Genomic DNA, 25,170 nt, shown 5'->3' on the forward strand with positions numbered 1-25,170 from the left:
ATGTCGAAAAGAATACCGGAACAGGTCAACTGTGCCGCGAAGTTTATTGCCGCACTCTTTCTGGTGGCGATTTGCTTGCTTGGCAGTGGACCGGCAAGAGCTCTGGAGCCCATTCCCGTCCCCCTGGACGCGGATGCGCTTGATCTGACGCAGGCGATCGAGATCCGCGCCGGCGCTGGCCCGCGCATGCAGGTGTCCACGGCGCCGGGCGCTGACGGCATCGTCCGGCGTATCGAGGTGTCCTCCCGCGACGGGGTGAATTCGGACTGGGCCGTGTTTGCCCTGGCCAACACCTCGGACGAGCAGGTCGACCGTCTGCTGGTTGCTCCCTATTTCCGTCTGGTTGGATCGCGCATGTTCTGGCCGGACCTCGGCTCTTCGCGCATCGCCTCCATCACGCCGAGCCAGGGCATTGCCCCGGAACGCCAGAAAAGCCTTGAAGCGGATGTCTATCTGATCACGCTGGACCCGGGCGCTGTGGTGACCTTCGTGGCCGAGATGACGACCCCGGATCTGCCGGAGTTCCGTCTCTGGGAGCCGGATGCCTATGAAGAGGCGATCAACGCCTACACGCTCTATCGCGGCATCATCCTGGGCATTTCAGGCCTTCTCGCCCTGTTCCTTACGATCCTTTTCGTGGTCAAGGGGACGGTCATGTTCCCGGCGACCGCCGCACTTGCCTGGTCGGTTCTGACCTATCTGTGCATCGACTTCGGCTTCTGGGCGCGGGTCTTCAATCTGGATCTGGGCGAGGATCAGCTCTTCAGGGCCTGTGCGGAGGTGATGCTGGCGGCCAGCCTGATCATCTTCCTCTACGCCTATCTGAACCTCAACCGCTGGAACATTCATTATTCCCACTTGGCCTTGACCACGCTGGTGCTGCTCTTGGGGCTTCTGGGCGTTGCGGTCTGGGATCCGTCCATTGCAGCAGGCATTGCGCGGCTCTCGCTCGGCATCATCGGCGTCCTGGGCTTTGCAACCATTTTGGTGCTTGCTTTCCAGGGCTATGACCGGGCGATCATGCTGATCCCCACCTGGTTCCTGTTGCTCGCGTGGGAAATCGGCGCGGCCATGACCGTAACCGGTGTTCTTGCCAACGACATCGTCCAGCCGGCACTCGGCGGCGGTCTCGTTCTGATTGTCCTTCTGATCGGCTTCACCGTGATGCAGCACGCTTTTGCGGGCGGCGCGATTGCGCAGGGGCTGATTTCCGACGTCGAGCGCCGGGCTCTGGCGCTCACCGGCTCTGGCGACATCATCTGGGACTGGGATGTGGACCGTGACCGGATCTACACCGGCAATGAGGTCGAGGATCTGCTGGGCCTGCGCCACGGTGCGCTGGATGGTCCGGCCCGTGACTGGCTGGAAGTTCTGCATCCTCAGGACCGGGACCGGTTCCGTTCTACCCTCGATGCGGTCATCGACCAGCGCCGTGGCAAGATCCAGCAGAACTTCCGTTTGCGTTCCGAGGATGGCCATTTCCGCTGGTTCCGCTTGCGGGCCCGCCCGATTGTTGGCTCAGACGGGGAAGTGATCCGCTGCGTCGGCACCTTGCTGGACGTGACCGAAGAGCGCACGGCCGAAGAACGCCTGTTGCATGACGCGGTCCACGATAATTTGACCGGTCTGCCGAACCGCGAATTGTTCATGGACCGGCTGAAGGCAGCGCTTGCCCGCGCCAAGGCCGAGAACAACAACCGTCCGACCGTTCTGGTGATCAATCTCGACCGGTTCAAGCAGGTCAACGATAGCATCGGGCTTTCGGCTGGTGACAGTATCCTCCTGACCGTTGCCCGCCGTCTCAGCCGCCTGATTGGGCCGCAGGATTCCCTCTCCCGCCTCAATGGCGACCAATATGGTCTGGTGCTTCTGTCCGAGCTGGAGCCGGACCGGATCGTGACCGTGGCCGATGCCCTGCGCAAGGCAGTCCGCGCGCCGATCACCTTCGGCGACCGGGAAATCTTCCTCACCTGTTCTGTCGGCATCGCGCTTTACGAAGGCGAGAAGCAGTCGATCGAGGATCTGGTCACGAATGCGGAAATCGCCCTGAATCACGCCAAGCGTCTTGGCGGAGACCGTCAGGAAGTCTTCCGTCCGATCCTGCGTCCGCTGGGCAAGAACCTGGTGGATCTGGAAACGGACCTGCGCGAAGCCATCAAGAAGGAAACGCTCGGCGTCTATTTCCAGCCGATCGTCCGTCTCGAAGACCAGTCTATCGCCGGTTTCGAAGTTCTCGCCCGCTGGACCCATCCGAAGCGTGGCCGGGTGTCGCCTTCCGAGTTCATTCCGGTCGCCGAGCAGTCCGGTCTCATCAACGAGCTGGGCACCTACATGCTGGAAAAGGGTGCGCATCAGCTCGCCCAGTGGCAGCGATCCATTCCGCGGGAGCGTCCGCTTTTCGCCAGCATCAACATTTCCTCACGGCAATTGCTCAAGCACGACCTGATCAACGAAGTGAAGGCCGTTCTGTCCCGCCAGTCGCTGGCACCGGGCACCTTGAAGCTGGAGCTGACCGAGTCTCTCGTCATGGCCAATCCGGAGTATTCCTCCAAGGTGCTGGAGCGTCTGCGCGCGCTCGGCGCAGGCCTGTCGCTGGACGACTTTGGCACGGGGCACTCTTCGCTGGCCTATCTGCAGCGTTTCCCCTTCGACACGATCAAGATCGACCAGTCTTTCGTGAAGTCCAACGGCAATTCTGCCCGTCCGGTGCTGCTGCGGTCCATCGTTGCCATGGGCCGGGATCTGGGTATGTCCGTCGTGGCAGAGGGCGCCGAGAGCGAAGCCGATGCGCTCGAGCTCTATCAGCTGGGCTGCGAATATGCGCAGGGCTTCTTCTTTGGCCAGGCGGTCACGGCGGAAGAGGCGACCCGCCTGCTGCGGGATGCGCCGAAGCAGGCCGTAAGCGCCTGACAGGGCTTTTGATCAGTCTAGTTGAACAGCAAAAACCCCGGCAGCGTCATGCTCCGGGGTTTTTCTTTGCGCCTGAAAAGGGGGCGGTCAGCCCTCAGGGCACGATGATCGACAGATTGGCGTCGGAGGCACACAGGTCGATTGGCGTGGTGCCGAAGGGGTCGCCATCGACTTGGGCTGCGACCGGGCGCAGGGAGGTTACCGTGGCACGCTTGAAGGGGCAGACCACAACGCCGGCAGCCTTGTAGACCCGGCCCATCAGCAGGGCTACGCCGAAGCGGATCGTCGACAGGGGATCATCCCGCTTGAGAAGCAGAAGATAAAGACCTGGGCTAGTGACCGAGGCGTCCGGGTGGACCGTGAAAGGCCCGCCATAGCAGCGGCCATTGGTTGCTACGACCAGCTTGCCTTTCTCCTGCCTGCCGTCGAACTCCACCTGAAGGTCGGAGCTCTTGCGGGCAAAGCCCAGGCGCAGGGCAGTTATCACATAGGCCAGCTTGCCCAGCTTGCGCTTCAGGGACAGCGGCACCCCATGCACCACTTCCGCGTCAAAGCCCATGGACGCCATCAGAACGAAGGGGCGGCCGTTGGCAAGGCCGGAATGAAGTGGCGCCCGCTTGCCATTGAGGATGGCTCTGGCGATCTGGGCAGGCTTTTGCGGCAAACCCAGTTCATGGGCGAGCACATTCGCGGTGCCGCAAGGAATGACCGCAAGGTCGGGCGGATTGGGATTGGACTGGAAGCCGGTCACCGCCTCGTTGACGGACCCGTCGCCTCCGGCCACCGCGAGAACCGATGCCAGGAGTTGCGGGTTGGCGGCAATCTCGCCGATCTCTCCTGCCCGGGTGGTCAGGTGCAAGGTCACCCTGACGCCGTTTGCTTCCAGAATGGAGCGGATTTCTTCAAGGGCTTCAGGCTGGTAACCGCCGCTGGTCGGATTGGCCAGGATCATGACCTGGCGGACCGAGGCTTGCCTGGCCGACACATCACCTGATTGAGACGCTGTGTCGACGGAGGTCATTGGTCGCCTGTACCTTTGCTGGACTTCTTGAAGGGGGCCATCCCTTCCCGGGCGAGCTCGTCGGCCCGTTCATTCTCCGGGTGGCCGGCATGACCCTTGACCCAGTGCCAGGAAATGTCGTGGCGCTTGCTGGCCGCATCAAGAGCCTGCCACAACTCGGCGTTCTTTACCGGCTTCTTGTCGGAGGTGCGCCAGTCATTGCGCTTCCAGTTGAACATCCACTTGGTGATGCCGTCACGCACATAGACGGAGTCCGTGTAAAGGTCGATCGGACAGGCCCGCTTGAGGCTGTTGAGCGCCTCGATGGCGGCCGTCAGCTCCATCCGGTTGTTGGTCGTCAGGGCTTCGCCGCCGTTCAGTTCTTTCTCGTGCTCACCATAGCGCAGGATCGCGCCCCAGCCGCCCGGTCCGGGATTTCCGGAACAGGCGCCGTCGGTGTAGATGGTCACACGCTGCTGATCGCTCATAGGCTCAGGCCATAACTGCTGGCGGTTTCGACCTTCTGATGGAAGCGCAGCTTCTTCAGATACTCCACCGGATCCTTCGGTGTCACGAGTGCGCCTTCCGGAACGGACAGCCAGTCATAGAGCCGCGTCAGCAGGAAGCGCAGGGCCGAGCCTCGCGCCAGAACCGGCAGGGCGTCAATCTCAGCCTGCGACAGCGGACGGACCTGACGGTAACCGTTCATCATCGCCCTGGCCTTGGTGACATTGAGCGACCCATCCGGCTCGAAGCACCAGGCGTTGAGGCAGATGGCCACGTCATAGGCAAAGGCATCGGTACAGGCGAAATAGAAGTCGATCAGGCCAGACAGCTTGTTGGACAGGAAGAACACATTGTCCGGGAAAAGATCCGCATGGATCACGCCGGTTGGAAGGTCCTTTGGCCAGTTTTGTTCCAGGAAGTCCAGTTCGCGCGTAATTTCCTCAGCAAGGCCCGGCACCACCGAATTGGATCGCTCGCCGCTCTGGTTGAAGAGCGGGCGCCATCCGTCAACATCAAGGGCGTTGCGGCGCACCATGTTGAAGTCGGCTCCGGCCAGATGCAGGGCGGCCATGCCCCGTCCCAGTTCTTCGCAATGTTCCGGACGAGGGCGGCGGACCCACATCCCGTCCAGGAACGTGACGATGGCGGCAGGGCGCCCGGCAAGCGTGCCGAGCAGGGCACCGGAGCGGGCGGCAACGGGCAGCGGGCAGGACAGCTTTCGCTCGGCCAGATGCTGCATCAGGTTCAGGAAGAACGGCAGGTCGTTCGGATCCACGCGCTTTTCATAGAGCGTGAGAATGTAATGGCCGGTCTCCGTATGGATCAGGAAGTTGCTGTTCTCGACGCCCTCGGCAATGCCCTTGTAGGACAGCAGCTTGCCAATGTCGTATGTGTCAATGAAGGCAGACAGCTCTTCATCGGCAACTTCGGTATAAACGGCCATGGTGTCTTACTCTGCAGGCGTTGCGGCCATCGGGGCCGGTTCGCGCAACTCGCGCGGCAGATTGAAGGAAATGGTTTCATCCGCGGTGCGGACGGTCTCTACCGTTACCTCGAACCGCTGACTGAAGGCGTCGATGATTTCCTCGACCAGGGTTTCCGGCGCAGAGGCGCCCGCAGAAAGACCCAGCGAAGTGACCCCTTCAAAGGCAGCCCAGTCGATTTCGGTTGCCCGCTGCACCAGATGGGAAATCCGGCATCCGGCCCGTTCCGCCACTTCGCGCAGACGCTGCGAGTTGGAGGAGTTGGGTGCGCCGACGACAATCATCGCTTCCACCAGGGGGGCGACCGCCTTCACGGCTTCCTGCCGGTTGGTGGTTGCGTAGCAGATGTCTTCCTTGTGGGGCGCGACGATCTCCGGAAAACGCTCCTTCAACACCGCGACGATGCCGGCAGTGTCGTCAACCGACAGGGTGGTCTGGGTCAGGAAGGCGAGGGGCCGGTCGGTCTTCGGCTGGAAGCGGCGCGCATCTTCCTCGGTCTCGATCAGGGAGACGGTGCCTTCAGGCAACTGGCCCATGGTGCCGATCACTTCCGGGTGGCCGTTGTGGCCAATCAGGACGATCTCCCGGTCCCGCTTGTGATGGATCTCGGCTTCCTTGTGGACCTTCGAGACGAGCGGGCAGGTGGCGTCCAGATAGAACATCTGCCGTGACTGGGCGTCCGCAGGCACGGCCTTGGGCACGCCATGCGCGGAAAAGATCACGGGCCGGTCGTGGTGATCTGCCGGGATCTCCGACAGCTCTTCCACGAAGACCGCGCCCTTGGCTTTCAATCCATCAACCACATAACGGTTATGGACGATCTCGTGGCGCACGTAGACAGGACTGCCGAATTTCTCCAGAGCCAGTTCCACGATCTGAATGGCGCGATCGACGCCGGCGCAGAACCCGCGCGGCGCACACAGGCGAACCGTAAGAGGAGGCTTGGTCGAAATGGCGGCAGTCATGTCTGTCCCTGGGCTTGGCATGTCCGCAATAAGGGGGGCAGGGCCTGTCATGTCAAGGTGCAACTGGTCAATGGCTCTCATGTCTCGCCAAGCGGGAATGGACCTGTTATGAAGCTCGGCCGTAGGTGATGAGTTAACACGCAGGTGAGTATATGTTGAAGGCCGTCCAAACTGTGGGGCTCCGCTGGATCAAGGCAGCCGCTGCAGGGGCGCTATGCGCCGGTCTCCTGACGGGTTGCATGAGCAGTTCTGACGAAACGGTTTCCGGCGGCGGTTCCGCTGGCGGGTCGGGAAGCAGCAGCTCGGGAACTGGTGGTGTTTTCGGCTCCATCCTGACCAGCGGCAAGGGACCGAGAGAGGTCAATCCGGATGCGTTTGCCTCAGAGATCTATTGCCCGCCGATCAAGCCGCGCCTGAACACATATCTCATCATGAAGTACGAGCGCGGCCACGAGGACGAGCCCAAGCATCTGCTGTATCAGGCGACCCTTCAGGAATGGGCGCGTGAGTGCAGCCGCGAAGGCACCGATCAGACCCGCATCAAGCTCGGTCTCTCCGGCAATGTGACGCCGGGACCTGCCTGGAAGGGTGGGGAAATCGTCCTGCCGATCCGCGTTGCCGTCATGCCGTCCGGTGACAGCGAAAAGCCGCTGATGTCCGATCTCGTTTCTGTTCCCGTGACCGTTGGTCAGGGGGCGCCGGCCGAAGGCTGGACAATGGTCGAGAACAAGTACGTGGTCCAGCGCAACACGGAAGTGATGGTTGTCTTCGGTTTTGACGAAGGCCCCCAGAAAAAGCGCCGCTAATCACGTTCATAAGGATTCTCTTGTCCGGCTTATTGACAAGCGGAAACGGCCAAGGGAAATATGCCAGCTACCGGCTCGGGTCGTTCCCGAGTCGGGAAAAGCTGCGTGTTCTGGCTGAAATAGGCCAAAAATTCAGCTTTTGACGTCAAGCGGGAGAGGCCGGATGAAAAGATACCGGCGCCGAAGGAGCAACCGCCCCGGAAACTCTCAGGCAAATGGACCGCTTGCCGATAACGCTCTGGAAAGCAGCTATCCGGACCGCTGAACGCGGGAAGGGCCGCTCACCGAAGGAGTAACCGCGAAGGGCCAGAGTAGGGTCCCGCGGGAAATCTCTCAGGTACTCGGACAGAGGGGGTGCGGACGGATCCGTTAAGGATTCGGAATCCGCGCAACCCTGATTCCGAGGACGATTGATGGCCGACACATCCGGCACACTTCAGAAGACACCGCTTTTCGATCTCCATGTTGAGCTTGGCGCCCGCATGGTGCCCTTCGCCGGATATGAAATGCCGGTGCAGTATCCGACCGGCATCATGACCGAGCACCAGCAGACCCGCGACAGCGCCGGTCTGTTCGACGTCTCCCACATGGGACAGGCGATCCTGATCGGCCCGGATCATGAAACCACCGCCCGTGCCCTGGAAGCCATGGTGCCGTCCAACATGGTCGAGCTTGGTCGCGGCAAGCAGCGCTACACGGTGTTGCTCAACGCCGAAGGCGGCGTGGTTGATGACCTTATGGTCACCCGTCCGGTGGCGGAAGATCAGGATGGACGCCTCTATCTGGTGGTCAATGCGTCCCGCAAGGATGTGGACTATCCGCTCATCGCAGCTGGTCTGCCCGACACCGTTCGTCTCGAGATCGTCACCGACAAGGCACTGATCGCCATTCAGGGACCAAAGGCTGTGGATGTCGTGGCAGCTCATGCGCCCGCTGCAGCCGATCTGGCCTTCATGTCCGGCGACTTCATGGAATTCGACGGCATTGCCTGCCACATCTCCCGCGCCGGTTATACCGGTGAAGACGGGGTGGAAATGTCCGTTCCCGCTGGCGCTGCCGAAGCCATCGCCCGTGCGCTGCTGGCCGATGAGCGCGTGAAGCCGATTGGCCTTGGCGCCCGTGACAGCCTGCGCCTGGAAGCCGGTCTCTGCCTTTATGGCCACGACCTCGACGAGACGATCTCCCCGGTCGAGGGTAACATCACGTTCTGCATGCAGAAGCGCCGCCGCGACGAAGGCGGCTTTCCGGGTGCGGATCGCATCCAGGCCGAGCTCAAGGATGGCCCGGGCCGTCTGCGCGTCGGCCTGAAGCTCGAAGGCCGGGCACCGGCCCGCGAAGGCGCTGCGATCCATCTGCCGGGCGGCGCTGCCGTTGGTACGGTCACCTCGGGCGGCTTTGCTCCGACCGTCGGTGGCCCGATTGCCATGGGCTACGTGGCCACCGAACACGCCAAGACCGGCACGAAACTGAGCCTTCTCGTTCGCGGCAAGGAGCTGCCGGCTGAAGTGGTGGATATGCCCTTCGTGCCGAACCGCTACCACCGCAAGCCGAATTCCTGAATTAACCCCAATCTTCCAGAAAACCGGGACGCATCATGACCACCTATTATTCCAAGGACCACGAGTGGATCTCCGTCGAAGGCGGCACCGCCACCGTCGGCATCACCTCCTATGCACAGCAGCAGCTCGGCGACGTCGTCTATGTCGAGACGCCGGAAGCCGGCAAGAGCCTTTCCCAGGGCGATGAAGCTGCTGTGGTTGAATCCGTGAAGGCTGCTTCCGAAGTCTACGCGCCGATCGACGGCGAAGTGACCGAAGGCAATGAAGCGCTGGCTGACGAGCCGGCCAAGGTCAACGAAGATCCGGAAGGCGCTGCCTGGTTCTGGAAGATGACCGTTGCCGATGAAGGCCAGCTCGCCGATCTCATGGATGAAGCTGCCTACAAGGCTTACGTGGACACGCTCTGATCATGAGCAGGCATCTCTATACGGCTGAAGTCCTGTGGACCTGCGAAGGCGAAAGCTTCCCGAAAGGGCGCTATTCGCGTGCGCATGTCTGGCGGTTCGACGGCGGTGTCGAGGTGCCGGCCTCTGCCTCGCCTTCGGTCGTTCCGCTGCCGCTTTCCTCGGAGGCGGCCGTGGATCCGGAAGAAGCCTTCGCCGCAGCCATCTCCTCCTGCCACATGATGACGTTCCTGGATCTGGCCCGACGGGCCGGTTTCGTCATTGCCGCTTATGAGGACAAGGCCGAAGCGCTGATGGACGTGATTTCGGCTGAAGCTGCGCCAAAGCGCATGGGCATCACAAGGGTGACGCTCCGGCCGGTGATCACCTTCCGGTCCGAGGCGGAGCCGGATGCAGCAAGGCTGGAGGCGCTTCATCATGAGGCGCATGAAGTCTGCTTCATCGCAAACTCCGTCAAGTGCGAGATCGTGGTGGAGCCGCAACCGGCGAGACTGATTTCGCACTAGGGAAGAAGCCTCTCCATCGTCATCCCGGACGCAGGCGAAGCCGAAGATCCGGGACCCAATCGCGGTGACGCTTGCAGATGCGATGCCGATGAGATGAAGACGCGCTTTGCGCGGCTCTGGAAATGAGTAGGCCCCGGCTCGGCGCTTCGCTTGGCCGGGGTGACGGGAGGAACGACCTGTTCTTCCTCGATTTGAGTTTAAACCAAACTGGGAGCCGCGAGATGCGCTACCTGCCTTTAAGCGATACCGACCGGGCCGACATGCTGGCCCGCGTGGGCGTCGACAGCATTGACGAGCTGTTCGCGGACATTCCCGCCAAGGCCCGTCTGAACGATCTGGTGGATCTGCCGCGCCGCGCAGGCGAGCTGCAGGTGGAACGTCAGTTGTCTGCTCTGGCGTCCAAGAACGTTCCGGCCTCGTCCGTGCCGTTCTTCGTGGGTGCCGGTGCCTACAAGCATCATGTTCCCTCTACGGTCGATCACCTGATCCAGCGCTCCGAGTTCCTGACGAGCTACACGCCGTATCAGCCGGAAATCACTCAAGGGACCCTGCAGTATCTGTTCGAGTTCCAGACCCAGGTTGCCCGCCTGACCGCCATGGATGTGGCCAACGCCTCCATGTATGACGGCTCGACCGGCACCGGCGAAGCCGTGCTGATGGCGCACCGGGTCACCAAGCGCAAGAAGGCGGTTCTCTCCGGCGGCCTGCATCCCCAGTACCGCGAAGTGGTCGAAGGCCTTTCCGGTCAGGCTGGTGACGTTGTGGTGGCTCTGCCTGCCGATCCGAAGGGAACGGAAGACATCCTGTCGCAGATCGACAAGGAAACCTCCTGCGTCGTCGTTCAGTCTCCGAACTTCTTTGGCCAGATCATCGATCTGAAGCCGGTCGCCGAAAAAGCTCACGAATGCGGTGCGCTGCTGGTTGCCGTCTTCACCGAAGTCGTGTCTCTCGGCCTGATCGAGCCGCCGGGAACCCAGGGCGCGGATATCGTCGTCGGCGAAGGCCAGTCCATCGGCAATGGCCTGAACTTTGGCGGTCCTTATGTCGGTCTCTTTGCAACGCGTCAGAAATACGTCCGTCAGATGCCGGGGCGTCTCTGCGGGGAAACCACCGACGTGGATGGCAAGCGCGGTTTCGTGCTGACGCTGTCGACCCGCGAGCAGCACATCCGCCGCGACAAGGCAACCTCCAACATCTGCACCAACTCTGGGCTTTGCTGCCTGGCCTTCACCATTCACATGTCGCTTCTGGGCGGCACGGGCTTGACCCAGCTGGCGCGGATCAACCACGCCAATGCGGTCAAGCTGAAGGGGCTGCTCGCAGCTGTTCCGGGCGTGGAGGTGCTGAACACCGCCTATTTCAACGAGTTCACCGTCAAGCTGCCGAAGGCTGCCCATGGTGTGGTCGAAGCCCTGGCGGAAAAGGGTATTCTGGCTGGCGTCCCGGTCTCCCGTCTGATCCCGGGCAAGCCGGAGCTTGAAAACCTGCTGGTCGTCGCTTCAACGGAAGTGAACACCGATGAGGACCGCGCAGACTTTGCCGCCGCTCTGAAGGAGGTGCTGGCATGAGCATGAACACTCAGGGACGCCCGACCTCTGCGGGCGAAGCGGGCGAGGCTTTCCGCCCGAAGACCTTTACCGGCAACCGGGCTCTCGACATGGAAGAGCCGCTGATCTTTGAATTCGGCCGCCTGGATGTGACCGGCGTCGATCTGGATGAGCCGGAAGATTTTGTTGCCGAGCTCGGCGGCAATGAGCGCAAGGATGCGCTGGAGCTGCCGGGTCTGGCAGAGCCGGAAGCCATGCGCCATTATGTGCGCCTGTCGCGGAACAATTATGCCATCGACAGCGGCCTCTATCCGCTGGGCTCCTGCACCATGAAGCACAATCCGCGCCTCAACGAAAAGATGGCGCGTCTTCCAGGCTTCGGTGACATTCATCCGCTTCAGCCCTTGTCCACCGTCAAGGGAGCTGTCGAGCTGATCGACCAGCTGAGCCATTGGCTGATGACCCTGACCGGCACGTCTGCGGTTGCCATGAGCCCGAAGGCGGGTGCCCATGGTGAACTTTGCGGCATGATGGCGATCAAGGCAGCGCATACGGCAGCTGGCCGCGATCCGAAGATCGTTCTGGTTCCCGAAAGCGCCCATGGCACCAACCCGGCGACCGCAGCTCTCCTCGGCTACAAGGTGGTGTCCATCGATGCCAAGGACGAGGACGGCACGGTCGATCTGGAAGCCCTGAAGCGCAAGATTGCCGAACATGCCGGTGACATTGCGGCGATCATGCTGACCAATCCGAACACCTGCGGGCTGTTCGAGCGCGAGATCATCGAGATCGCAGCAGCAATCCACGCAGCCGATGCCTATTTCTACTGCGATGGCGCCAACTTCAACGCCATCGTCGGCAAGGCCCGTCCGGGGGATCTTGGCGTCGATGCCATGCACATCAACCTGCACAAGACCTTCTCGACGCCCCATGGCGGCGGTGGTCCGGGCTCCGGTCCGGTGGTCCTGTCGGACCGTCTGGCCCCCTTCGCGCCGCTGCCCTTCATCCGCAAGGGCGAAAATGGTCCGGTGCTGGTGGAAACGGAAGCCGGCACCGTTGAGGGCGAAAAGCCCTTCGGCCGCATGACCGCCTTCCACGGCCAGATGGGCATGTATGTCCGTGCCCTCAGCTACATGCTGAGCCACGGGTCGGATGGCCTGCGCCAGGCGTCCGAGGATGCGGTGCTGAACGCGAACTATGTCCGCGTCGGCCTGCAGGATCTCATGAGCCTGCCTTTCGGCGAGCGTCCCTGCATGCACGAAGTGCTGTTCGACGACACGTTCCTGAAGGACACGGGCGTGACCACTCTCGATTTCGCCAAGGCGATGATCGACGAGGGCTATCACCCGATGACCATGTACTTCCCGCTGGTCGTCCATGGCGCAATGCTGATCGAGCCGACCGAAAGCGAAAGCCGGGCAGCCCTCGATCTCTTCATCGCCACCATGCGGGACCTGGTTCTGAGTGCCAAGCGCGGCGAGACCGCCCGCTTCTCCGGTGCGCCTTACCTGTCCCCGCGCCGCCGCCTGGATGAAACCAAGGCGGCCCGGAATCCGGTCCTGAAATGGACCGCTCCGGAACCGGCAGAAGTGACGCCGGTCGCAGCCGAGTAAGCGCCTCAGCCAGAGAAAAGAAAAACCCCGGGGCGGAAACGCCTCGGGGTTTTTCACAAGACCTTCCACGTGAAGTCCAAAAAGGGACGGTGCTTTTGCATCGGATCCCTTCCGCTTTCAGTTTTGCGAGAATTTCATGTCCCAAGGTCTGCGAAATGTCATCTATAGCCTGCGCCAGAACATCGATCAGAGCCAGTTGAAGGACAGTCCCTTCAATGTTGTGATCGTCTGCTTTCTGCTGCCGCAAACGGATGGAACTGTTGCCCCCAGCTACGAGCTGCAGAAATTCCTTTCCCTTCCAGGTCTTGTCGATCTGATCAAGGACGGCGGCAAGCGCAAGGTGCTTGTCTCGCTCGGCGGCGCGAACGTGGCAGACGGTGCCTGGGCCGCATTGGCTCAGGACACGGGCAAGGCGGCTAGCGCCATTTGGAGCTTCCTTCAGGCAAACAATTTCGATGGCATCGACTTCGATTTCGAAGAAACAGCCGACTTTCAGAATGCCGCTGAAGCCGGATATGACCCGGTCGCGTTCCTGGCGGAGATCTCCGCAGCTGTCAAAAGCGCAGCGGGATCGGCGGGTTGCCTTGTGAGTCATGCCCCGCAGCCCCCCTATTTCGACCCTGCCTGGTATGGTGCTCCCTATTCCCAGATCGCAGCGAAGGCGGGGGACGCGATCGATTGGTTCAACGTCCAGTATTACAACAACGGTACTTGGTACAACGGCCCCTCGAACGACGGTCCAACGCAGGAGCAGAAGATTACTGGCCTTACCGGCGGGGCGCCGGATGGCTGGAGCTACGTAGCTCTTTCCCAACTGGTGGGAACCCCGCCGGAGAAACTGGTTCTGGGCCGGGTTACGAGCCTCGATAACGCCGGTTCCGACCAGCAGAATGCAGGGTACCTGGACGCTGCCGACACTGTGTCATTCCTCGTTCAGCCGCTGATCCAGAAATTCGGCAACAGCTTTGGCGGCGTCATGGGCTGGGAATATTCCATGTCCACAACGGCCTCCCAAACGGCAGATGCCTGGGGCAACAGCATGAACCAGGCGCTTGGGCTTTAGGGAGCATTGGCGAAGTTGGAGGCGCCGGTTCGATGGCGCCTCTTTTTTCGCGTTGTGCTGCAAAGGAACGGCAGCTATTGCCAAGGCCTCAGGTCAGGGCGAAGCTGTAGCTGACATATTGGAACGCGGCACCGCTCTCGATACTGGTGATCCAGCCCTGAAAGAACAAGGTCGGGACGCCCTTTTCCTCGCCTAGATAGGCCATTGCATAGGCACCATATTGGCCGCCGATCGACCAGCCATTGAACATCGCGGCCGGATTGTAGCTGGAAACGATCAACTGGGGAGAGTTGATGGTGGCAGGAGGTCCGGCGGTGAAGCCGAAGAGCGACACAACGTAATTGCCTTCCGGGAGTTTTGAATAGCTGAAAGTCATGTTGCAAGGCAGGGACTGCTCGGCAGAGGTCTCGGCAAGGGCGGAAACAAACGGCTTGGGATCAGAAGACATGAGCGCCTCTTTCTAAATGCTATACGTGCTATATGGGAGGATTAGCACTCATAGATTGTACATTTTAAACACATCAACCGCCTGCCTGGAGTTTGGGCAATTCTGGTGGGAGAGGGGCAGGAGAGGGCTTTCGCGAAAAGTAAGCCTCAGCGAGCGCTTGACAGACGGCTGGGACTGACGCACAAATGCCGCCATGATCAAGATCGCAGCCATCTCCTTCGCGTATTTTTATTACGTCACCGACATATCGGCGGCTGCGTAGGATCTTGCTCTCAAACTAGAACCCGAAAAAGCCGCCGCGTCAGGCGGCTTTTTGGTTTTCAAAGGCTCTCCTGGCCGGGAAACCCCCAGGAAAGCCGAAAATGACCCAGCATATGATCGAAGCCGGAAAGCCGGCCACAAAACTCAAATCCGAAGCCCTCCAGGTGCTGTTCGAGCGCGGTCTGGTGCATCAATGCACGGATCTGGAAGCGCTTGACGCCAAGCTCAGCGCCGGACCCGTGACTGCATACGCCGGGTTCGATGCAACAGCCTCCAGCCTTCATGTCGGCCATCTGATGCCGTTGATGTCCATGCGCTGGCTGCAGAAGCTGGGGCACAAGCCGATCATGGTTCTGGGCGGTGGGACGAGCCAGGTAGGCGATCCGAGTTTCCGCAATGAAGCCCGGCCGATGCTGGAACAGCGCCAGATCGCGGCCAATATCGCGGGCATCCGTCGCTCGGTGGAACGCCTGATCGATCTGTCTCCGGAGGGCGGTGCGCTGATCGTCGACAACGCCGACTGGCTGACCGAGTTCAAGTTCCTTGAATTCCTGCGGGACTTCGGCCCGCATTTCACGGTCAACCGCATGATGACCTTCGACAGTGTCAGATCCCGTCTGGACAACCAGATGCCTCTGACCGTGCTGGAATTCTGCTACATGATGCTACAGGCGGTGGATTTCCTGGAGCTCTCGCGCCGCCATGACTGCACGCTACAGGTCGGCGGGTCCGATCAGTGGGGCAACATCGTCAATGGGGTGGAACTGGGGCGCAAGGGCGATGGCCGGCAGCTTTTCGGCCTGACGGTGCCGCTGATCACCACTGCAAATGGCGCCAAGATGGGCAAGACCGCCGCCGGGGCGGTCTGGCTGCATCCCGAGCATCTGTCGCCCTTTGCCTTCTGGCAGTTCTGGCGCAACACCGCCGATGCGGATGTTCCGCGCTTCCTGCGTCTTTTCACCGAGCTGCCGATCCGAGAAGTCGAGCGCCTGTCTATGCTGGAAGGCATTGAACGCAACGAGGCGAAGAAGATCCTCGCCACGCAGGTCACCGCCATCGTTCACGGAGCGGAAGCGGCCCGTCATGCGCTGGAACAAGGCGATACCCTGTTTTCCGAAAGCTGGGAGGAGGCAGAGCCGACCCACAGACTGGCGAGCCTCCGTCTTGCCACAGGCATGGGGCTGCTTGACCTTCTGACCGAGCTCGGGTTTGCCACTTCCAACAGCGATGCCCGGCGCCTCGTGGAAGGTGGCGGCGTGCGTCTCAACGGATCGGTGATCCAGGATCCGCGCCGAACGCTTGCCATCGGGGATCTGGCAGCAGGCGAGCGCCTGTCCCTGGCCGTTGGCCGCCGCAAGAAGGCGCTCGTTGCCTTTGAGTGAAATCATGCATGCCGGAAGGGGCATGGGCTCCTTCCGGCGCAATTCTCTCTCAGCGGAAGTCATTAAAATTGTATTTATTGTGTAATTGTTTCATGAGCTCTATTTGCTTCTGACCCTGGTTTAGATGACCAGATTCAGGTCTCATTATGTTTTGTTGCCTTAATTTCTGACGGTTATTTGCAGAGGTCAAAATGCCGTCAAAATTTGGTAAGGGTCTCAACAGTCTTCGGGTGCGCTTTGCGCTGATGTCAGGCGTCTTTGGTGCTGCCGCTGCTTGTGCTGCGGCCTGGAGTTCCAGCCACCTGCATGGCGACCTCGTGATCCTCGGGGTGACGTGTCTCGTTATCTTGAGTGCGGCCGCGATCACCTATCTGATGACCGGAAACCTGACGCGGCCGATCGAGAACCTCCGGGCAACCACGGAGGCCATTGCAAAGGGCGACTATGAGACACCGGTGAATGTAGAGTGCCTTTGCGAGGTCGGCGGACTGGCGGCAAGCTTTGACAAGATGGTCACCCGCCTCAATGCAAATGTGGCGCGCATCCGGACGCTGGCCTATGAGGACACGATCACTGGCCTGCCAAACCGGGCGGTTCTGGAAGAAACACTGGACGGCCAAAGGGACCTGAGCGGTGCACTGCTCTTTATCGATCTGGACCACTTCAAGCAGGTGAATGACGCCTATGGCCATGCCGCAGGTGACATGATCCTGCGAGCCGCTGCAAAGCGCTTGCTGGAGCAGGGCTTGCAGATCGATGAGAGCGAGAATGCTCCGGACCAGCCGGCTCTGTTCCGCTTTGCCGGTGATGAGTTCGTTGCGATTCTTCCCGGTGCCGGCCGTGCCGAAGCTGCTGTTGTGGCCCGTAGGATCATCGAGGCCATGAACGAGCCTTTTGCCTTTGGCGGCCAGATGATCCAGATCGGCGCGTCAGTGGGGGCTGCGATCCTCAATGAGGACGCCTATACGGCGGAAGACCTGATCAAGTTTGCAGATCTGGCCATGTATGAAGCCAAGACCCAGGGACGGGGACAGGTGGTTGTCTTCGACCAGATGATGAAGGAACGCGCCGTGAAGCGTGCGCGGCTGACGGCGGATTTCGTTTCAGGTCTGGAGCGGGACGAGCTCGAGGTTCATTTCCAGCCCAAGATTCGCCTGCGGGATGGAGCCATTTCCAGTGTGGAGGCTCTGGTGCGCTGGCGTCATCCCGAACTCGGCTTGCTGTTTCCCGGAGACTTTCTGGAGATCGCCGCGGAAAATGGCCTTCTGCCCAAGCTTGGCCAGCAGGTCATGCGCAAGTCTGCCGAGTATATCCGTCACTGGAAAAAGGCAGGATCTCCCATGGTCGTGGCGATCAATGTCTGTCCGGGCCAGTTCTCGAACGAGAAATTCGCAGATGGCCTGATTCTCTTCTGCCTCAGCCAGCAGGTCTCGCCTTCGGATTTTGAAATCGAGCTCACCGAAACCGTCGCGATGCAGGATGTCGACAAGGCGCGGCGCCAGCTTGAACGCCTGAAGTCGGCGGGCTTCGGCATTGCCATTGATGATTATGGGATTGGCTACTCCAACCTGTCCCAGCTCTACCGGCTGCCGTTCGACCATCTGAAGATCGACAGGTCGATCATCGAAACCATCAGTTCCGATCCGAATGCAGAAGTGTTGATCAGTTCGGTCATCGAGACCGCGCACCGGCTCGGGCATACGGTCACGGCCGAAGGGGTTGAAACCTCTCAGCAGCTTGAGGCTTTGCGGCGCCTGGGATGTGACAATGTTCAGGGCTATCTGACTGGCCGTCCTGCCCCTGCGGAGGACATCACCAGCATCCTGCTGAAGCAGAGGACGGCATCGGTGAAGGTCGTTGCAGGTCTGGACCACAAGACCGCCTGCTAGGCTCTGGTTCTGTCAGCGTTCTCAATCTCATAAAAAATCCCCGGCCTTCAGATGAAGACCGGGGATTCAAGCGTCGCGGGGAAATCGCGAGGTCGTTCCTGCTTATGCTTGCAGGCGGGATCTGATTTGCTGGCGCAATTCGTCGATCGGGGAGCGGGAGCGCCCCTTGCTCGTGTGCCAGAAGGTCCAGCCGTTACATGACACAGCGCCCTGAACCAGCGCGCCGACCTTGTGGATCGAGCCCACGTAGTCGCCGCATTTCAGCGAGCCATCCGCCCGGACTACCGCGAGGTGGCGGCCCTTTGCGCAGGAAAGCTCCGTTCCAGGTTCCAGAAGGCCGGCTTCCAGAAGATTGCCGAACGGGATGCGCGGTTCAGCCCGCTTGCCCTTCTGCATTTCCAGAGACACGCCGGAGCCAGCCTCGATGGCTTTGATCCGGGCCGTCGCCGCATCGATATAGGACTGTTCACGTTCGACGCCGACAAAGTGGCGGCCCAGCTTTTTGGCAACGGCACCGGTGGTGCCTGTACCGAAGAAGGGATCCAGAACCACGTCGCCCGGCTTGGAAGAGGCCGTCAGCACGCGGTAAAGCAGGCTCTCCGGCTTCTGGGTCGGGTGAACTTTCTGACCGTCATCGTCCTTCAGGCGCTCGCCGCCAGTGCATAGCGGCAGGTGCCAGTCGGACCGCATCTGAAGGTCGTCGTTGAACGTCTTCAGCGCATCGTAATTGAACGTCGGCTTTGCGGTCTTGGACTTGGTTGCCCAGATCATGGTCTCATGGGCATTGGTGAACCGTTTGCCGCGGAAATTCGGCATCGGGTTCGACTTCACCCAGATGATGTCGTTCATGATCCAGAAGCCGAGATCCTGGAGGATCGCGCCAACGCGGAAGATGTTGTGATAGGAGCCGATCACGTAGATCGAGCCGTCGTCCTTCATCACGCGGCGCACGGCCAGAAGCCAGGCGCGGGTGAAGGCATCATAGGCCTCGAAGCTCTCGAACTGGTCCCAATGGTCGTCGCAGGCGTCGACCTTGGAATCGTCCGGCCTGTGCAGGTCCCCGCCCAACTGAAGATTGTACGGTGGGTCAGCAAAGACCAGATCTACCGACTTGGACGGCAGACGGTTGAGAGCGGCTACACAGTCGCCCTTGATGATCGTGTCGAGCCAGGCCGCGTCAGCGGAAAGCCCGGAAGGGGAAAGGGGTGCCACGGAGGACACCCCGGTACGCAGAACACTCATTGCGACGCAAAACCTCACGCAATTTCGAGTGTCATGGTTACCGGTTTTGGTAAATCAGGCGTTAAGTTACGAAAGAGAAATTTCCTAATGAATCAATGGTTTGTTTACGTTGGTAAAAGTGTTAATGCAGGTTAAGAATGCGAAGCAGGGCAAAATGCCGGAAAACCGCAGTTTCCGCGTCCCCGCCTGTCCCGAACAGGGACGCCATGGTTAAAAAGACCCTTTGAAAGGCACCCTGATTTTTTATGAAAAAGCCGGAATGGAATGCATTCCGGCTTTCTGTTTTTAACCAAGTGGGGATGAATTCGGGGCGACTTGGGCGCTACCGGTCCTTGTACTGCTTGCCTGCTTCGAACCGGCGCAGCGCCAGGGAAAGTGTCACCGTCATCAGGAGATAGAGCAGGGCCACCACGTTGTAGGTCTCGAAGAAGCGGAAGGAGCCGGCGGCATAGACCTTGCCGAGCTGGGTGATGTCCGCAACGCCCAGAACCGAGACGAGGGAGCTGTCCTTGATCAGGGCGATGAAGTCATTGCCAAGCGGCGGCAGGATCGTCCGGAGCGCTTGGGGAAAGATGATAAGCCGGAACCGCAGCCAGGGCCCCATGCCGAGCGCTTCTGCTGCTTCGATCTGCCCTTTGTCGACTGCCTGTATGCCTGCCCGGAACACTTCCGCGATAAAGGCCGAATAGCCGATGGAGAGGGCCAGGATGGCTCGCCAGAGCAGTGAAAAGTCCCGCGACCGGATCGAGACATCCGTGCCGATGGCTTCAAGAACCCAGTTGACGGCTGCAACAAGGGCAGGCGAGGCAACGAAGGCGACGTAGAGCAGCAAGACCATGACCGGCACACCGCGCACGATCTCGATGTAGAAGCGTGAGAGCTGCCTCAGGATGATGAAGCGCGACAGGGAGCCGACTGCCAGGGCGAGACCGCCCAAGGATGCAAGGGCGAAGGCCGTGAGTGTCACGAAGACCGTGACCCCAAGCCCCTTGACCGTGATGGCCAGGATCTCGCGGTAGGTGTCATCTGCCGAGATCTGAAACAGCAGATAGGCGGCAATCCCACCGGCTGCGAGCAGCCAGTAGGGAAAATCGCTTTTGGGGGAGGTGCGGGGAGACTGCGCCATGGGCGTTGCTGGCTCCGGCAAGGGACCGGAGCCTTGAGCCTTATTCGCCCATCTTGTAGTCGACGAACCACTTCTGGTTCAGCTTGTCCATCGTGCCATCGGCCTTCATGGCCGCGATGACCGCATTGACCGGCTCGACCAGATCAGAGCCCTTCTTGAAGATGAAACCGAAGTCTTCTGCGCCCAGCGGCTCGCCAATCAGTTTGTAGGTGTCCGGATAGGCAGACACATAGCCATTGCCGCCCGTGCTGTCGGTCAGGACGAGGTCCACGTCACCCGCCCGAAGGGCCTGTACCGCAGCGCCAATGGTCTCGAACAACTTGATACGCGGATTCGCTTCATTGCCATCCAGAACGTCATAGACCGACACATAGAAGGGGGTCGTTCCCGGCTGGGCGCCAACGAGCAGGTCATCGTCCGCAGCAAAGGACTTGGCATCGGTGAAGCGGTCCTCCTTGGCGGAGACGAGCATGCGCATTTCCGAATGCATGTAGGGATCGGAGAAGTCGACCTTTTCCTTGCGGTCATCGCGGATGGTGATGCCGGTCATGCCAATATCGAACTGGCCATTGGAAACGGCGGGGATCATCGCCTCCCAGCTGACATTCTCGTACACGACCTTGAAGTTCAGGCGCTTGGCCATCTCGTTCATGGCGTCATATTCCCAGCCGACCGCCTGACCCGTCTTGTCGACAAATTGCAGCGGCGGATAGGCGTTTTCCGTCACGACCACGACTTCCCGTCCCTTCAGATCCGGAAGATCTGCTGCATTCGCCGGAAGCGCGGCGGCGAGGGCGAGGCTTGCAAGGCCGGCAGCAAGGCTGATCGGGCGAAGGGAAAACAAGGAACGCATGAACTCTCCTGAGGAACTGTGCGGGGTGCCAGCCTTTGAAAGGCCGGAGTGTTGGGCTGCACAATAGCGCCTAACCGGCAAAGCTGTGAAGGGCGCCGGCGTATGGAAGAGCGCGAAGTCCCGGCACTCTTCGATGATTATGCAGTTTCTTTCAGTTTGTGAAAAATGTTTCGCATAGAGCCGCTACAAGTCTTGACGCTCGCAATTCGAAGGCAGATCTTGGACGGTTAAAAACAACAATAAGGAGACATGCATTGACCATCCCTCCCAGCGGATTGCTTGGCATCCGGGCGCGGCCCATTCTCAACGCGCCTGACTGGCCCATGGAATCGTTTTCCGATGCCAAGGATGCGGTGAAGCGCCTCATCGATATCTTCGAGGCCAACACGGCCTTCATCCGCAAAGGCTTCCATGATCTGATCGAAGGCAACGAGCCTGATGGCCGGATCCGCGCCTGCTATCCGCAGGTACAGATCGTGACTGAAAGCCACTTCCGGCTCGATAGCCGCCTTGCCTATGGTTTTGTCTCCGGCCCGGGCACCCATTCCACGACGATCACCCGTCCGGACCTGTTCCGCTCCTATCTGGAAACCCAGATCTCCTTGCTGATCCGCAATCATCAGGTGCCGGTGATGATCGGAACGTCCGAAACGCCGATCCCGCTGCATTTCGCCTTCTATGACGGCACCCATGTCGAGGGCGGGGCTGCCGCAGCAAAGATCGCCCGTCCACTGGCGGACATGTTCGATCTGCCGGATCTGACCGTGATGGATGATTCCATTGCCAACGGCACCTATGAACCGGTTGGCGGGGTGATGCCGCTTGCCTCCTTCACGGCGCCGCGGGTGGACTATTCCCTGCACCGCCTGCAGCACTACACAGCGACGGCGGCAGAGCATTTCCAGAACTATGTGCTCTTCACCAACTACCAGTTCTATATCGACGAGTTCTGCCGCATGTCGCGGGAGCTGCTCGCCGATTCGGACAGTGGCTATGAAGCCTTCGTGGAGCCGGGCAATCTGATGACCCTGTCCGGGGAAACGGCGCCATCCAGCGGCACCGAGCTTGCCAAGCTGCCGCAGATGCCGGCCTATCACCTGAAGCGCAAGGGGCAGGCGGGGATCACCATGGTCAACATTGGCGTTGGCCCGTCCAATGCGAAGACCATCACCGACCATATTGCGGTGCTGCGCCCCTATGCCTGGCTGATGCTTGGTCACTGCGCGGGTCTGCGCAACAGCCAGACCCTCGGGGATTACGTTCTGGCTCATGGCTATGTGCGCGACGACAACGTTCTCAATCAGGACCTGCCGGTCTGGGTGCCGATCCCGCCACTGGCCGAAGTTCAGATCGCGCTGGAAGACGCGGTGGCCGAAGTGACCGGCTACGACGGATATGAGCTGAAGCGGGTGATGCGCACCGGCACGGTTGCCTCCATCGACAACAGGAACTGGGAACTCTGGGACCAGCGCGGCCTCGTTCAGCGGTTTTCCCAGTCCCGCGCGATTGCGCTCGATATGGAGTCGGCCACCATTGCCGCCAATGGTTTCCGCTTCCGTGTGCCTTATGGAACGCTGCTCTGCGTTTCCGACAAGCCGCTCCATGGGGAGTTGAAGCTGCCGGGCATGGCGACGGATTTCTACAAGCGTCAGGTCGCCCAGCATCTGCAGATCGGCATTCGCGCCCTCGAAAAGCTGCGCGACATGCCCCGTGACCGCTTGCATTCCCGCAAGCTCAGAAGCTTCTCGGAAACGGCCTTCCAGTAGGGCCGTAGATACGCATCAGCAAATTGACGGCCGGGACATCCCGGCCGTTTCTGTTTTGCCCTGACAATGATCTGCAGCGCCTCCGCAGAAATAACGGAGGTCAGCGAACCTTCTGCCCTGCTTAAGGCACTCAGAAAGAGTGTTTTCTTTGCCTTTAGCTGGAGCAATTGCCATGGCGACACCTCAACAGATTACGGACATCGTTCGTATTCTCATGCGTCTCTGGAATATCCAGGACGAGAGGGACATTACTCGGGAGTTTAAGAAGCTCGTTAGAGCGTTGGCGGACGGGAACGAATACAATGCTGGTCAGGCTGCCAACAATCTTGCCTATCTTCTGCGGGCCAATACCGCGGCCACGCTGAACCTTACCCAGCCAATCAGCCAGACCCGGCAAACGATCCTTGAACGGGCCCGCCGCGAGGTGACCCGGCAGCTTGGGAACAACGGTGGCGGAGCTCCGGGGGGAAATGACGGCGGCGATGATGATGTGCCGCCGCCACCGCCACCGAGTGACGATCCGCTGGATTCTCTGCGCGACAGTTTGGAGTCCGGCGATCAGGGTGGCACGCCTCCACCCCCGCCTCCGCCCAGCGAATTTGATGAGGGGGATGACGATGCCACGATCCCGCCACCGCCTCCGCCGCCCTCGCAGGAGGAGCTTCTCAAGGATATCGCGGCGGCCCTCATGGCCGAAGACTATGATGAAGTCCGGCGTCTGCTGAGGCTGGCTGTCAACTTTGCCCGTGCCGCCGCCCAACCAGGCGAAACCATCACGGCAGGCCGCCTGCTGCAACAGGCGGGTGAGGAATTTGACGTCGACATCAGCGGGTTCCTTCGGAACGAGGCGGCTGCCCGGCGAGAATCTGCCGCAAGGCGTGAAGCGCGTGCAGACAGCCGGAACAATGACGTGGATGAGGAGGGAGATGATCTAGATCCCTGGCAGAATGCAGAGTTCCAGCAGTTGATAAGACGGCTTCAAGAGGCGCGGGAAAAAAACGACCCTCTTGCAGAAGCTTCCGCTCTTGGCTCCGCCTTGGAACTGGCCCGTCAGATTACCGGCAATCCTGCTCTGACCATGGACGCTCTGGAAGCGTCCATTGCCGCGGAAATTGATCTTGGCAGCGACGCAGTGTTTGACGGCCAGTTGTCTGACGACAACGAACAGGACGGCGACGAGAAAAAGGACGACTTCGAGTACGACGGTGCTGAAGATGGCGGGCAATCACCCGATAAACTGTGGACCAATCCGGCGTTCATTCGACTGGCGACGCGGATTGTCGAGGCTCATGCGACCTCCAACATTGCAGAGCGGGACGATTTGCTGAGGCAAGCCCTTTCGGTGACCTTGCAGTTTACATCGGTGGGAGACTTAAGTTCGGAGCAGCTCCTGAACTACATTCTGAACCGTTGGAAGAAAAAGCGGCGGAAGGAAGCTGGTGCCGGAAACCAGTTTGAAGGTCCCCAAGGCGGACCTGGTGGTCCGGGTGGTCCGGCAGGTCCAGGTGGCCCCGGAGGACCCGGCGGTGGCGGTGGTCCAGGTAACGGTGGCTCAGGTAACGGCGGCCCAGGTGACGGTGGCAACGGGTCTGCACGCGGTGGCGAGCCGGTGGATATCAGGAAGGAGCTGGGCAAACTTGCCGCTTTGCAGGATAGCCGCAACGGCAAACTCATTGTTCAGGCCGCAACCTTACTGCACGCGCGTCTGCAGAGAGAAGGTGGCAAGAACGCCAAGTATAGCGTTGGGGATCTGGTGAAACTGTCGGTGCAGCTTCATTTCGCACAGTCACAAGGGCGCAAGAAGCGGGGCGAGACCGGCCAAAGTGGAAACGCTGACTTGTCACCCGGCCTGGTCAACAAGGTGGACTGGGAGCACTTCTGCGGTTTGTACGATGTCGATGTGGAAGAGATTCCGGAGCTCAAGCGCCTGTCGCTGAAGCTCATCAAGAATGGGGAAGACGGTGCCTTGCCGTTGGCTTCCGCATTGGTGAAGCGGCGCAAGAAAGCGAACAGGAAACCGACGTTTGACCTGAGGAATGTCAGTCACTTGCTGGACGGGGTGCGCGACCTTTTGGGCCGGAAGGCAAACAACCAGAAGGTCAGCAAGCCGGTCCGGGCATCCTCCAAGACCGAGAAGACGGACGAAGATGCTTGAGCCATAAAAAAACGCGGGCCCGAAGGCCCGCGTCAGACTGCTGACAAAGGTTCCAATCACCGTTGAAGGCGTCAAGTCACGAAGCGTTTGATGTCATCCCTGCGAAGGCAGGGATCCAGTAACCATCTGTGGTAAAAGACTTTTTTAAAGGTCCCACGCTACGGGATACTAGATCCCGGTCTTGG

At 60.4% G+C, this 25,170-nt stretch carries 20 protein-coding genes and 2 riboswitches; of the genes, 12 read left to right on the top strand and 8 right to left on the bottom strand.

The genetic code is table 11. The features are described 5' to 3' along the window. A complete protein-coding gene (locus BUA94_RS03235) occupies positions 1 to 2,910 on the top strand; it encodes an EAL domain-containing protein (protein WP_073010793.1) in 2,910 nt (969 codons plus the stop codon). Between the two features lie 94 nt (positions 2,911 to 3,004). Here BUA94_RS03235 and BUA94_RS03240 read toward each other — a convergent pair whose 3' ends face one another. The 4 genes from BUA94_RS03240 to ispH are packed head-to-tail and all read right to left on the bottom strand — an operon-like array spanning position 3,005 to position 6,365. Beyond that, a complete protein-coding gene (locus tag BUA94_RS03240) occupies positions 3,005 to 3,931 on the bottom strand; it encodes a diacylglycerol/lipid kinase family protein (protein ID WP_073008724.1) in 927 nt (308 codons plus the stop codon). Next, complete coding sequence (gene rnhA, locus BUA94_RS03245) at positions 3,928 to 4,398, bottom strand: ribonuclease HI (RefSeq protein ID WP_073008727.1); 471 nt, start codon at positions 4,396 to 4,398, stop codon at positions 3,928 to 3,930. Before rnhA ends, BUA94_RS03240 begins: the two co-directional genes overlap by 4 nt. Further along, positions 4,395 to 5,360 carry a homoserine kinase gene (gene thrB, locus BUA94_RS03250; RefSeq protein WP_073008730.1) on the bottom strand — a complete coding sequence of 322 codons (966 nt, stop codon included), beginning with the start codon at positions 5,358 to 5,360 and terminating at the stop codon, positions 4,395 to 4,397. Before thrB ends, rnhA begins: the two co-directional genes overlap by 4 nt. Positions 5,361 to 5,366: 6 nt before the next feature. Beyond that, positions 5,367 to 6,365 (bottom strand): 4-hydroxy-3-methylbut-2-enyl diphosphate reductase, encoded by a 999-nt coding sequence (ispH, locus tag BUA94_RS03255; protein WP_073008733.1) that lies wholly within the window; start codon positions 6,363 to 6,365, stop codon positions 5,367 to 5,369. Positions 6,366 to 6,604: 239 nt separating this feature from the next. On the opposite strand from ispH, the gene BUA94_RS03260 reads away from it, so the two are divergent. The 7 genes from BUA94_RS03260 to BUA94_RS03290 all read left to right on the top strand — a co-directional run bounded on the left by BUA94_RS03260 (position 6,605) and on the right by BUA94_RS03290 (position 13,863). Further along, positions 6,605 to 7,171: a hypothetical protein gene (locus BUA94_RS03260; protein WP_139250993.1), complete on the top strand. Its 567-nt coding sequence runs from the start codon at positions 6,605 to 6,607 to the stop codon at positions 7,169 to 7,171. Between the two features lie 140 nt (positions 7,172 to 7,311). After that, a riboswitch (glycine riboswitch) is annotated at positions 7,312 to 7,404 on the top strand. Positions 7,405 to 7,407: 3 nt separating this feature from the next. Next, positions 7,408 to 7,522: riboswitch (glycine riboswitch) on the top strand. Positions 7,523 to 7,584: 62 nt separating this feature from the next. Beyond that, on the top strand, positions 7,585 to 8,730 hold the full coding sequence (gcvT, locus tag BUA94_RS03265) for a glycine cleavage system aminomethyltransferase GcvT (RefSeq protein ID WP_073008739.1): 1,146 nt from the start codon (positions 7,585 to 7,587) through the stop codon (positions 8,728 to 8,730). Between the two features lie 35 nt (positions 8,731 to 8,765). Beyond that, positions 8,766 to 9,137, top strand: coding sequence for a glycine cleavage system protein GcvH (gene gcvH / locus BUA94_RS03270; protein WP_073008742.1), 372 nt, complete (start codon positions 8,766 to 8,768; stop codon positions 9,135 to 9,137). A 2-nt stretch (positions 9,138 to 9,139) separates the two neighbouring features. After that, on the top strand, positions 9,140 to 9,640 hold the full coding sequence (locus tag BUA94_RS03275; RefSeq protein ID WP_073008745.1) for an OsmC family protein: 501 nt from the start codon (positions 9,140 to 9,142) through the stop codon (positions 9,638 to 9,640). A gap of 221 nt (positions 9,641 to 9,861) precedes the next feature. Next, positions 9,862 to 11,208: an aminomethyl-transferring glycine dehydrogenase subunit GcvPA gene (gene gcvPA / locus BUA94_RS03280; protein WP_073008748.1), complete on the top strand. Its 1,347-nt coding sequence runs from the start codon at positions 9,862 to 9,864 to the stop codon at positions 11,206 to 11,208. Then, positions 11,205 to 12,800 carry an aminomethyl-transferring glycine dehydrogenase subunit GcvPB gene (gene gcvPB / locus BUA94_RS03285; RefSeq protein ID WP_073008751.1) on the top strand — a complete coding sequence of 532 codons (1,596 nt, stop codon included), beginning with the start codon at positions 11,205 to 11,207 and terminating at the stop codon, positions 12,798 to 12,800. The genes gcvPA and gcvPB overlap by 4 nt, the downstream gene beginning before the upstream one ends. 136 nt (positions 12,801 to 12,936) lie before the next feature. Next, the gene (locus tag BUA94_RS03290; protein WP_073008754.1) at positions 12,937 to 13,863 is read left to right on the top strand and encodes a glycosyl hydrolase family 18 protein; all 927 of its coding nucleotides are present in this window, start codon (positions 12,937 to 12,939) and stop codon (positions 13,861 to 13,863) included. Between the two features lie 88 nt (positions 13,864 to 13,951). Here BUA94_RS03290 and BUA94_RS03295 read toward each other — a convergent pair whose 3' ends face one another. Then, positions 13,952 to 14,311 carry a hypothetical protein gene (locus tag BUA94_RS03295; RefSeq protein ID WP_073008756.1) on the bottom strand — a complete coding sequence of 120 codons (360 nt, stop codon included), beginning with the start codon at positions 14,309 to 14,311 and terminating at the stop codon, positions 13,952 to 13,954. A gap of 362 nt (positions 14,312 to 14,673) precedes the next feature. On the opposite strand from BUA94_RS03295, the gene tyrS reads away from it, so the two are divergent. Then, complete coding sequence (gene tyrS / locus BUA94_RS03300; protein ID WP_084081678.1) at positions 14,674 to 15,954, top strand: tyrosine--tRNA ligase; 1,281 nt, start codon at positions 14,674 to 14,676, stop codon at positions 15,952 to 15,954. 191 nt (positions 15,955 to 16,145) lie between these two features. Then, complete coding sequence (locus BUA94_RS03305) at positions 16,146 to 17,843, top strand: bifunctional diguanylate cyclase/phosphodiesterase (protein WP_084081679.1); 1,698 nt, start codon at positions 16,146 to 16,148, stop codon at positions 17,841 to 17,843. Positions 17,844 to 17,945: 102 nt separating this feature from the next. Here the strand turns inward: BUA94_RS03305 and BUA94_RS03310 are convergent, their stop codons facing one another. The 3 genes from BUA94_RS03310 to BUA94_RS03320 form a co-directional block, all read right to left on the bottom strand. Continuing rightward, positions 17,946 to 19,085 (bottom strand): site-specific DNA-methyltransferase, encoded by a 1,140-nt coding sequence (locus BUA94_RS03310; protein ID WP_073008762.1) that lies wholly within the window; start codon positions 19,083 to 19,085, stop codon positions 17,946 to 17,948. Between the two features lie 322 nt (positions 19,086 to 19,407). Beyond that, complete coding sequence (locus tag BUA94_RS03315; RefSeq protein WP_073008765.1) at positions 19,408 to 20,211, bottom strand: amino acid ABC transporter permease; 804 nt, start codon at positions 20,209 to 20,211, stop codon at positions 19,408 to 19,410. 40 nt (positions 20,212 to 20,251) lie between these two features. Then, positions 20,252 to 21,064, bottom strand: a complete 813-nt coding sequence (locus BUA94_RS03320; protein ID WP_073008768.1) for a transporter substrate-binding domain-containing protein — start codon at positions 21,062 to 21,064, stop codon at positions 20,252 to 20,254. Positions 21,065 to 21,387: 323 nt separating this feature from the next. Between BUA94_RS03320 and BUA94_RS03325 the strand changes: the two genes are divergently transcribed. Further along, on the top strand, positions 21,388 to 22,830 hold the full coding sequence (locus tag BUA94_RS03325; RefSeq protein ID WP_073010797.1) for an AMP nucleosidase: 1,443 nt from the start codon (positions 21,388 to 21,390) through the stop codon (positions 22,828 to 22,830). A 172-nt stretch (positions 22,831 to 23,002) separates the two neighbouring features. Continuing rightward, on the top strand, positions 23,003 to 24,985 hold the full coding sequence (locus tag BUA94_RS23500; RefSeq protein ID WP_175557986.1) for a hypothetical protein: 1,983 nt from the start codon (positions 23,003 to 23,005) through the stop codon (positions 24,983 to 24,985). Positions 24,986 to 25,170: the final 185 nt, after the last annotated feature.

It is taken from the genome of Roseibium suaedae (assembly GCF_900142725.1).
GTDB classification, from domain to species: domain Bacteria; phylum Pseudomonadota; class Alphaproteobacteria; order Rhizobiales; family Stappiaceae; genus Roseibium; species Roseibium suaedae.